Genomic DNA, 8,282 nt, shown 5'->3' with positions numbered 1-8,282 from the left:
CCCCGCCAAGCGTCTAAAATGGCTAATTCGGCAATATCTGGTTTATCTGGAAAAGCCGCCCCCACCTCTACAGATACCATGACGGCGGTGTACTTACCACTGGCTGTTAATTCCTGTGCTAGGGTGAGCATGGCAGTAGTTTTACCGGTTTGTCTGGGTGCATGGATGACAAAGTAATTGCGCTGTTCAATCAGGCGTTTTAACTCTGGTAAGCGTTCACTGGTGGGTAGGGTATAGTGTATATCCGGTTGACAAGGGCCAGCGGTGTTAAACCATTTAGTCATAAAAGTTTAAGTATAGGTTGATTTGATTATAACTGTGATGACGGTTGACTGTTGACTGTTGACTGGGATAGATGACTAGGCTATCCGCTTCATAGAGAATTGGTATTAAACCTCAGAGTTTTCTGCCACCTAGGTACACAAGTAAAGGTAAAATTAAGAATCTATCTTGAAATCACCGCATCTATAAGCCCCATGTATTGCGATTACCTGGTACAAATTCTGACTGCTCGTGTGTATGATGTTGCCCAGGAAACCCCCCTGGAATATGCCCCTAATCTCTCAAAACGACTGAATAATAATCTCTTGCTGAAGCGGGAAGATATGCAGTCAGTGTTTTCTTTTAAGCTGCGGGGTGCTTATAACAAGATGGTAAATCTGACACCAGAACGGCTAGCTCAAGGTGTAATTGCCGCATCTGCGGGTAATCATGCTCAGGGTGTGGCTTTGGCTGCTAGTCGGTTAGGTGCGCGAGCAATTATTGTCATGCCGGTGACTACCCCCCAAGTTAAAGTAGATGCGGTGAAAGCTAGGGGGGGAGAGGTGGTATTATATGGTAATACCTATGATGATGCCTACGCTTATGCTCGTGAGTTGGAGGCAGAAAAAGGATTGACTTTTATTCATCCCTTTGATGATCCTGAGGTGATTGCTGGACAGGGGACAATTGGGATGGAGATTTTACGGCAATACCAGCAACCCATCCATGCAATTTTTGTGGCTATTGGTGGCGGTGGTTTGATTTCGGGAATTGCTGCTTATGTTAAACGATTGCGTCCGGAAATTAAAATCATCGGTGTTGAACCTGTGGATGCTGACGCTATGTCACAATCGCTGAAGGCGGGACATCGTGTCCGTTTACCCCAGGTGGGTTTATTTGCTGATGGGGTGGCGGTACGAGAAGTGGGTGCAGAAACCTTTCGTTTATGTCAGAATTATGTAGATGAAGTTATTTTAGTAGATACAGATGATACCTGTGCTGCGATTAAAGATGTGTTTGAAGATACACGTTCAATTTTAGAGCCGGCGGGTGCATTAGCGATCGCAGCTGCTAAAGCCTACGCTGAACGAGAACAAATTCAGGGAAAAACCTTGATTGCTGTAGCTTGCGGTGCTAATATGAACTTTGACCGTCTGCGGTTTGTGGCGGAACGGGCCGAATTTGGCGAACGTCGTGAGGCTATTTTTGCAGTAGCTATTCCCGAAGAACAGGGCAGTCTGCGGAAATTTTGTCAATGTATAGGCGATCGCAATCTGACTGAATTTAATTATCGCATAGCCGACGAAAAAGAAGCCCATATTTTTGTCGGTGTACAAATCCAAAACCGTGCTGATGCAGTCAAAATGGTAGAAACCTTTGAAACTTACGGTTTTAAAACCATTGACTTAACCGATGATGAACTGACAAAATTACACCTGCGCCACATGGTGGGTGGACATTCTCCCCTAGCTCATAATGAATTACTCTACCGGTTTGAATTTCCCGAACGTCCCGGCGCTTTAATGAAATTTGTCGGTTCTATGAGTCCTAACTGGAACATTAGTATGTTCCACTACCGTAACAATGGGGCAGATTACGGGCGAATTGTGGTAGGAATGCAAGTACCTCCCCAGGAAATGCAGGAATGGCAAGCATTTTTAGATACCCTTGGTTATCGTTATTGGGATGAAAGCCAGAATCTGGCGTATAAACTGTTTTTGGGGTAGCTCCCTGTCTACCCCAAATATAAGACAATTTTAGGCTTTTAATTCCGCGTGTTCTTCAAAGATAAAATGTTCATCTCGTCCCTTGATACTGTCGTCTGGCCATTTCACCCAATAATGTCTTTCTTCCAAACGAGCATCTAAAAAGGGATATTCCCCCGGAACAATATTTTCTAAAGTTTCTGGGAGTAAGTCTGAGGATTGATCTGTGGAAGGTTTGAGGATGGTTGGCTGTTTAATGATTAACGTACCAGGTAAACAGGTATCCTCTGGGGGAGGTGGAGGAGCATCTTTACCCACTAAGCCAACTTTGATCGCTTCGGCCATTTTTTCGGCATCAAACAGATCCATATCGGCTTTGGAATCAATAAAGCAACATTCTACTAGAATCGCCGGCATGGAAGTATTCCTGATGACAAAAAAAGCGGGTTTGCTTTTAACTCCTCTGTCCTTAAATCCTAGTTTGACAATTTCATTGAGCACTCTGCGAGCAATAGCTTGGGAAGCATTGCTAATGGCGAAAACTTCTGAACCTCTGGGAGCATTTGTAGGAGAAAACGCGTTGAAATGTATAGACACAAAGATGTCTACTTGATTGGCGTTAGCTTTATTAACTCGTTGACGAAGAGAATCACTTGATGAGGTGGCGGTGCTAGGAGTGCAATTGATCACACTGTGACCCAATGCAGTTAATTTTTGCATCAGGCGAGTGCCTACATCTTTAGTTAGGACATCCTCTCTTTTTATACCTACTGCACCAGTATCACGGGGAGGGCAGTTGTGTCCTATGTCAATTCCAAATTTCATACGAGGATTTCCTTAAAGGCTAATCAATCACGGTTTATTGACACTCTCCGGGCTGAATCCCCGGAGATTCTTGGTTCAACGAGTGCACTTAGATTAGACACCTTGCGGTACTTAACCCAGAGGTGGTTCTCTCCTAAGCGCGTTAACTTTCCGAGTGCTCCTCGGTAGTTGGATTACTCCAAGAATTTGTTTGACTTAAATTCGCTTGTAGGCTTACTAGTATATGTAAATTTTTATCATACATATATTTTGAAGCCGGCCTTATACTTATAGCCATTAAGATGACTTATGTCATCTATCTAAAGATAGATATTAGATAAATATTTTTCGTATCTAGGGTTACTATTTGATAGGGTAGGGTGGGGTAAACCATAAAAAACTCAGTACACAGGTAACACAGGATAATCAATCGATCGCCTTTTCGGTGTTCTCCTCCATAATGAATTGTGATAGCCATAGAAGTTTAGAAACGGTAAATATGCACAGCAGCGAAAAACTATCTCTCCCCCTGATGGGTTGCGGCACTTGGGCATGGGGTAATCAACTACTCTGGGGATATAATCAAAGCATGGATGGACAGTTACAAGCTGTGTTTAACCTGTGTGTGAGCAGTGGTGTAACTTTGTTTGATACAGGTGATTCCTACGGAACTGGAAGATTAAACGGACGCAGTGAGTCACTCCTGGGACGATTTACCAAAGAATATCAAGGTGCAAATCAAGAGCATATCTGCATTGCGACCAAGTTGGCGGCTTATCCTTGGAGATGGACAAGTCAATCAATGGTCAAAGCTTGTCAGTCATCGGCTCAACGCTTGGGTAAAAATGTTGATTTAGTGCAGATGCACTGGTCTACAGCTAATTATGCACCTTGGCAAGAATCAGGTTTGTTAGATGGTTTAGCTGATTTATACGCACAAGGATTAGTTAAGGGGGTGGGCTTATCTAATTATGGACCCAGACGTTTACAATTTGTACATCAAAAATTTGCGGCGCGGGGCGTTCCCATTAAGACTTTACAAGTCCAGTATTCTCTACTATCTACCTATCCGGTGACTGAATTAGGTCTCAAAGATGTTTGTGATCAATTGGGGATAAAATTAATCGCCTATAGTCCTTTAGCATTGGGGATATTAACTGGAAAATATACAGAAACTGGGAATTTACCCCCTGGTATCCGGGGTTTATTATTCAGACAACTATTACCAGGAGTGCGATCGCTGGTGGAATGTTTGCGGGAAGTGGCAAAATCTAGAAATAAAACTATGTCTCAAGTAGCAATTAACTGGTGTATTTGTAAGGGAACCATTCCCATCCCCGGTGCGAAAAGTGTGGAACAAGCACAGGAGAATATTGGTGCTTTAGGATGGCGGTTAGACTCTGGCGAAATTACCGCATTAGATCAAGCTGCAGCCAGTACAGATAAAAAAATGGTACAAAATATATTTCAAACACGGTAAAAATACTGGTAGAGACGCAGGTAATCACATCTCTACCCACAGGCTTAATTTTGGAATCTATGATTTACCCTCAGCTATCGCTATCAGGAAAAACCCATTGAGGTGGTTCCATGATTTTCTTGCGCAGGCGTTCTTCTGCGATCGCCAGCATTTGGTCTAAGGAAGTTTCTTGAATAAATTTGCTTGTGGCTTCTCTAAATTCGATATTGGGGCAATTATCCCCTAAAACGCAGCCGTTAACGCAGGCTTCGGCACAATTGATTTTTTGTTCCATAGTGAATTCCTCTCTAGTGAAAATATATGATCTCAAACTCTTGCTACTCTAAGAGCATATATATATATACAATTTTTTGCTAAAAAGGGCGCTTATGTCGGAACTCTTAGCTATTACTGGAACCATCGCCGCCATCGCTACGGCTGTGGTTCCCCAACAAGGTAGCGTTACTATTGTACGGGTATCTGGTTCCCAAGCAATGGCGATCGCTCAAACTCTATTTTACGCTCCTGGGGGTCAGGTTTGGGAGAGTCACCGCATCCTTTACGGTTATATTCGTCATCCCCAGACCCAACAATTAGTAGATGAAGCTTTATTATTAATCATGGCAGCACCCCGTTCTTATACTCGTGAGGATGTGGTAGAATTCCATTGTCATGGTGGTATGATTACAGTGCAGCAAGTCTTACAACTGTGTTTAGAACAGGGTGCTAGACTGGCTCACCCAGGAGAATTTACTCTCCGGGCTTTTTTAAATGGACGACTAGATTTAACCCAAGCTGAAAGTATAGCAGATTTGGTGGGAGCGCGATCGCCCCAAGCTGCTCAAACTGCTTTAGCTGGTTTACAGGGAAAATTGGCTCATCCCATCCGACAGTTACGCGCTGACTGTTTAGATATTCTGGCAGAAATTGAAGCCAGGATTGACTTTGAGGAAGACCTACCCCCCCTGGATGATAAAGGCATCATATCACAGATTAATCAAATTGCTGCCGAAATTAGTAAATTATTAGCCACTAAAGATCAAGGTGAACTGCTGCGAACAGGTTTAAAAGTGGCGATTGTGGGACGACCAAATGTCGGTAAGTCCAGCTTATTAAATGCTTGGAGTCAGAGCGATCGCGCTATTGTCACTGATTTACCAGGTACTACCAGGGATGTAGTGGAGTCCCAGCTAGTGGTGGGGGGGATACCTGTACAAGTCCTGGATACAGCTGGAATTAGGGAAACCGTAGACCAAGTAGAAAAAATTGGTGTAGAGCGATCGCGTCGTGCTGCTAGTGCTGCTGATTTGGTATTATTCACCATTGATGCTGCTGCGGGATGGACTGAGAATGATGAGGAAATTTACCAACAAGTAAAAGACCGTCCCTTGATTTTAGTGGTTAATAAAATTGACTTAGTAGAAAATACATCTATTGTATCTAGTAAATATCCTGATAATGTTGAGGAAATTGTTACCACATCAGCGGCTAAAAATCAAGGAATTGATGCTTTAGAAACAGCCATTTTAAAGATAGTTCAAACCGGAAAAATACAAGCTGCTAATTTAGATTTAGCCATCAACCAACGACAAGCCGCAGCTTTAACTAAAGCTAAAATATCTTTAGAACAAGTACAAATGACAATAGCTGCACAATTACCCCTAGATTTTTGGACAATCGACTTACGAGGCGCAATTCAAGCATTAGGAGAAATTACCGGAGAGCAAGTTACAGAATCTGTATTGGATAGAATTTTTAGTAAATTCTGTATTGGTAAGTAAATCTTATGGTGTGGGTAGATTACCCCCTTTTACCCTACAGATTTAATCCCAGATAATCCTGAGAAAGTTACCACAGATAAACACAAATGGGGTAAAATACATTATGTTAATCCTCCATTCATCAAGATGAAATAAATGGCTTTTGGAAATTATCTTAATGCTGCTAATGCCTTAATTGTTGGTGCTAGTCAGGGGATAGGTTTGGGTTTTGTGAAAAATTTATTGGAAGATAGTAGAATCAAAAAAATTTATGCAGCCTATCGTCAAAGAGAAACAGCAGGGGAATTAATCGCTTTACAAAACGAATATCCTGATAAATTAACTTGTTTATCTATGGATATTACCCAAGAGTCCCAAATTGTCGCAGTTATCCAACACATCAAAGCCGAAGTCAACCGGTTACACTTAGTAATTAACTGTGTCGGAATATTACACGACGACACCTTACAACCAGAAAAAAGTTTAAAACAAATCAATTCAGAAAATTTACTACGCTACTTCCAAGTTAATAGTATTGGTTCTATTCTACTGGCTAAACACCTGTTACCCTTATTCCGCCATCCTGAACCCAGCGTTTTTGCGAGTATTTCTGCTAAATTAGCTAGTATTGGCGACAACCAACTGGGTGGTTGGTATGGTTATCGTGCTTCTAAAACCGCACTGAATATGTTTATGCGGACAGCAGCAATTGAGTATGGGAGAAGTTCCCCTAAAACGCTATTAGTTACTTTACATCCTGGGACAACAGATACAAGTCTATCCCGTCCATTTCAAACAAATGTCACCAAAGACAAGTTATTCTCTGTAGAACGTACGGTTAAGCAACTCTTACAGGTGATTTCACAACTGGAAGAAGGCGACAGCGGTCAATTTTTCTCTTGGGATGGAAGTAGGTTACCTTGGTAGCTGAAATTAACTGACGCTGAGGAAAACCCATGAAATTTTTTATTCCCGCTGCTAATGACCATACCAGAGCGGAAGATGTTTATCACAAGATTGCTCAATTCGCCCAAGCTCCAATTACTCAAAAGCGGATTTGGAAGTTAAGCTGGGTTGAGAACGGTGTCAAGATGGAATCTGAGGTGGGTAGACCTTTACCATTTCCATATCTCACCGGTCAAGAGCTAGTTTTAGCTATTTTTGATTGTGAAAACCTGTATAAAATTTGTACTCTCACTCATGGAGCAGTGAAGGGAACACCTGTGTTAGTGGTAAAAAACTCCCAATGCTCAGTAGTCTATTTTTCCGCTGATATCAATAGTAATTAAATCGGGAGGTTAACTTGTATTTGAACATCAAGAATTATGATTAACTCATGAGTTCCAAGAGGTTTGATTAAAATTTCTACTAACAAGTATTTTGTGCAAGACTCAGCTGATTTAACCCCCGCAACGATTGAGCGGGTAAAACAAGGTGTAGCTGCTGCCAGCGATCGCGCTGTACGGGATATAATCAAAGAAGTTCTTCAGGGTCTGGAAGTTATTAGTCAAGGACATCCAGAAACTAAAATTCATCCCCTGGTGCGTCGTTGGGTATTGCGAACTTTCATCCATACTTTGTTTCGCGTACGGGTGGAAAACCTGGAGAGAATACCGGAAAAACCAGCTATCCTCGCAGCGAACCATCTCCACCATATCGACCCCTTACTACTGCTCGGGGAACTCCCCACCCATCCCCAATACTACGTTCTGGGTGATGCTCGGACTCTTTATAATAAGTGGTGGAAGCGTTTTATATTGCGCTTCGTGGGTGGTGTGATTCCTTTAGAACGTATCTGGAAAGAAGAAATAGCAGTCATAGAAGCAAGTAAGCACCAACGACAAGACCTTCTAGAACTCGCTCAAGCAATTGAGGACAATGTACCCACCGGGGAGGATATCCCCACCCTGCGAAAAATTAACCGCATTGTCCAGGGTTTGTTATCCCGTGGTAACGGACTGGTTGTATTTCCCGAAGGACGCTTAGGAAGCACAGAGGGTCAGTTACATCCTCTGAAGCGAGGAACAGTAGTTTATGCTTTGCGGGCTGGTGTACCTATAGTACCGGTTGTAATAATTGGTACAAAAGACCTGTATTTAGGCAAAAAGTTAACTGTACGCTTCGGGGAACCATTATACTTTTCTCAAACTTCCAGAATTAAGCGTCAGGAAGTAGATTCAGCATTAGAAACCTTACAAAACGCTTTACTGAGTCTGTTACCCACTGACTATGTAGAACCAAAAGGAATTAAGATTTTGCGTCATTTTCTCAATCATATGTTCTGGTAGTTCA

The 8,282-nt window shown here is 42.4% G+C and carries 10 protein-coding genes; 6 read left to right on the top strand and 4 right to left on the bottom strand.

Annotation, left to right across the window (positions count from 1 at the left end; genetic code table 11):
• A partial coding sequence (locus tag NWP22_RS06435; RefSeq protein ID WP_280801640.1) for a hypothetical protein occupies window positions 1-284 on the bottom strand: 284 nt, incomplete at its 3' end.
• A 192-nt stretch (window positions 285-476) separates the two neighbouring features.
• On the opposite strand from NWP22_RS06435, the gene ilvA reads away from it, so the two are divergent.
• Entirely contained in the window at window positions 477-1,988 is a 1,512-nt protein-coding gene (gene ilvA, locus NWP22_RS06430) for a threonine ammonia-lyase, biosynthetic (RefSeq protein WP_280801639.1), read from the top strand.
• Window positions 1,989-2,018: 30 nt separating this feature from the next.
• Here ilvA and NWP22_RS06425 read toward each other — a convergent pair whose 3' ends face one another.
• Both NWP22_RS06425 and NWP22_RS06420 read right to left on the bottom strand, forming a co-directional pair.
• Window positions 2,019-2,792, bottom strand: coding sequence for an N-acetylmuramoyl-L-alanine amidase (locus NWP22_RS06425; RefSeq protein WP_280801638.1), 774 nt, complete (start codon window positions 2,790-2,792; stop codon window positions 2,019-2,021).
• A gap of 295 nt (window positions 2,793-3,087) precedes the next feature.
• Window positions 3,088-3,249: a hypothetical protein gene (locus NWP22_RS06420; protein ID WP_280793142.1), complete on the bottom strand. Its 162-nt coding sequence runs from the start codon at window positions 3,247-3,249 to the stop codon at window positions 3,088-3,090.
• 21 nt (window positions 3,250-3,270) lie between these two features.
• On the opposite strand from NWP22_RS06420, the gene NWP22_RS06415 reads away from it, so the two are divergent.
• The gene (locus NWP22_RS06415) at window positions 3,271-4,251 is read left to right on the top strand and encodes an aldo/keto reductase (protein ID WP_280801637.1); all 981 of its coding nucleotides are present in this window, start codon (window positions 3,271-3,273) and stop codon (window positions 4,249-4,251) included.
• A 70-nt stretch (window positions 4,252-4,321) separates the two neighbouring features.
• Here NWP22_RS06415 and NWP22_RS06410 read toward each other — a convergent pair whose 3' ends face one another.
• A complete protein-coding gene (locus NWP22_RS06410) occupies window positions 4,322-4,525 on the bottom strand; it encodes a hypothetical protein (RefSeq protein WP_200988967.1) in 204 nt (67 codons plus the stop codon).
• A gap of 94 nt (window positions 4,526-4,619) precedes the next feature.
• On the opposite strand from NWP22_RS06410, the gene mnmE reads away from it, so the two are divergent.
• The 4 genes from mnmE (at window position 4,620) to NWP22_RS06390 (ending at window position 8,278) form a co-directional block, all read left to right on the top strand.
• The gene (gene mnmE / locus NWP22_RS06405; RefSeq protein WP_271732647.1) at window positions 4,620-6,011 is read left to right on the top strand and encodes a tRNA uridine-5-carboxymethylaminomethyl(34) synthesis GTPase MnmE; all 1,392 of its coding nucleotides are present in this window, start codon (window positions 4,620-4,622) and stop codon (window positions 6,009-6,011) included.
• A gap of 135 nt (window positions 6,012-6,146) precedes the next feature.
• Window positions 6,147-6,917: an SDR family NAD(P)-dependent oxidoreductase gene (locus NWP22_RS06400; RefSeq protein WP_271732648.1), complete on the top strand. Its 771-nt coding sequence runs from the start codon at window positions 6,147-6,149 to the stop codon at window positions 6,915-6,917.
• A gap of 29 nt (window positions 6,918-6,946) precedes the next feature.
• Window positions 6,947-7,279 carry a hypothetical protein gene (locus NWP22_RS06395; RefSeq protein ID WP_280793145.1) on the top strand — a complete coding sequence of 111 codons (333 nt, stop codon included), beginning with the start codon at window positions 6,947-6,949 and terminating at the stop codon, window positions 7,277-7,279.
• Between the two features lie 93 nt (window positions 7,280-7,372).
• A complete protein-coding gene (locus NWP22_RS06390; protein ID WP_280801636.1) occupies window positions 7,373-8,278 on the top strand; it encodes a lysophospholipid acyltransferase family protein in 906 nt (301 codons plus the stop codon).
• Window positions 8,279-8,282 lie beyond the last annotated feature (4 nt).

It is taken from the genome of Anabaenopsis tanganyikae CS-531, assembly GCF_029891675.1.
GTDB classification, from domain to species: Bacteria; Cyanobacteriota; Cyanobacteriia; order Cyanobacteriales; family Nostocaceae; genus Anabaenopsis; species Anabaenopsis arnoldii.
The sequence above is the reverse complement of the archived record's forward strand: the minus strand, read 5'-3'. Positions and strand labels throughout refer to the sequence as shown.

Coding starts and splice junctions, on each gene's coding strand:
- ilvA (WP_280801639.1), top strand. CDS start 477: ATGTATTGCGATTACCTGGTACAAATTCTGACTGCTCGTGTGTATGAT.
- NWP22_RS06425 (WP_280801638.1), bottom strand. CDS start 2,792: ATGAAATTTGGAATTGACATAGGACACAACTGCCCTCCCCGTGATACT.
- NWP22_RS06420 (WP_280793142.1), bottom strand. CDS start 3,249: ATGGCTATCACAATTCATTATGGAGGAGAACACCGAAAAGGCGATCGA.
- NWP22_RS06415 (WP_280801637.1), top strand. CDS start 3,271: ATGCACAGCAGCGAAAAACTATCTCTCCCCCTGATGGGTTGCGGCACT.
- NWP22_RS06410 (WP_200988967.1), bottom strand. CDS start 4,525: ATGGAACAAAAAATCAATTGTGCCGAAGCCTGCGTTAACGGCTGCGTT.
- mnmE (WP_271732647.1), top strand. CDS start 4,620: ATGTCGGAACTCTTAGCTATTACTGGAACCATCGCCGCCATCGCTACG.
- NWP22_RS06400 (WP_271732648.1), top strand. CDS start 6,147: ATGGCTTTTGGAAATTATCTTAATGCTGCTAATGCCTTAATTGTTGGT.
- NWP22_RS06395 (WP_280793145.1), top strand. CDS start 6,947: ATGAAATTTTTTATTCCCGCTGCTAATGACCATACCAGAGCGGAAGAT.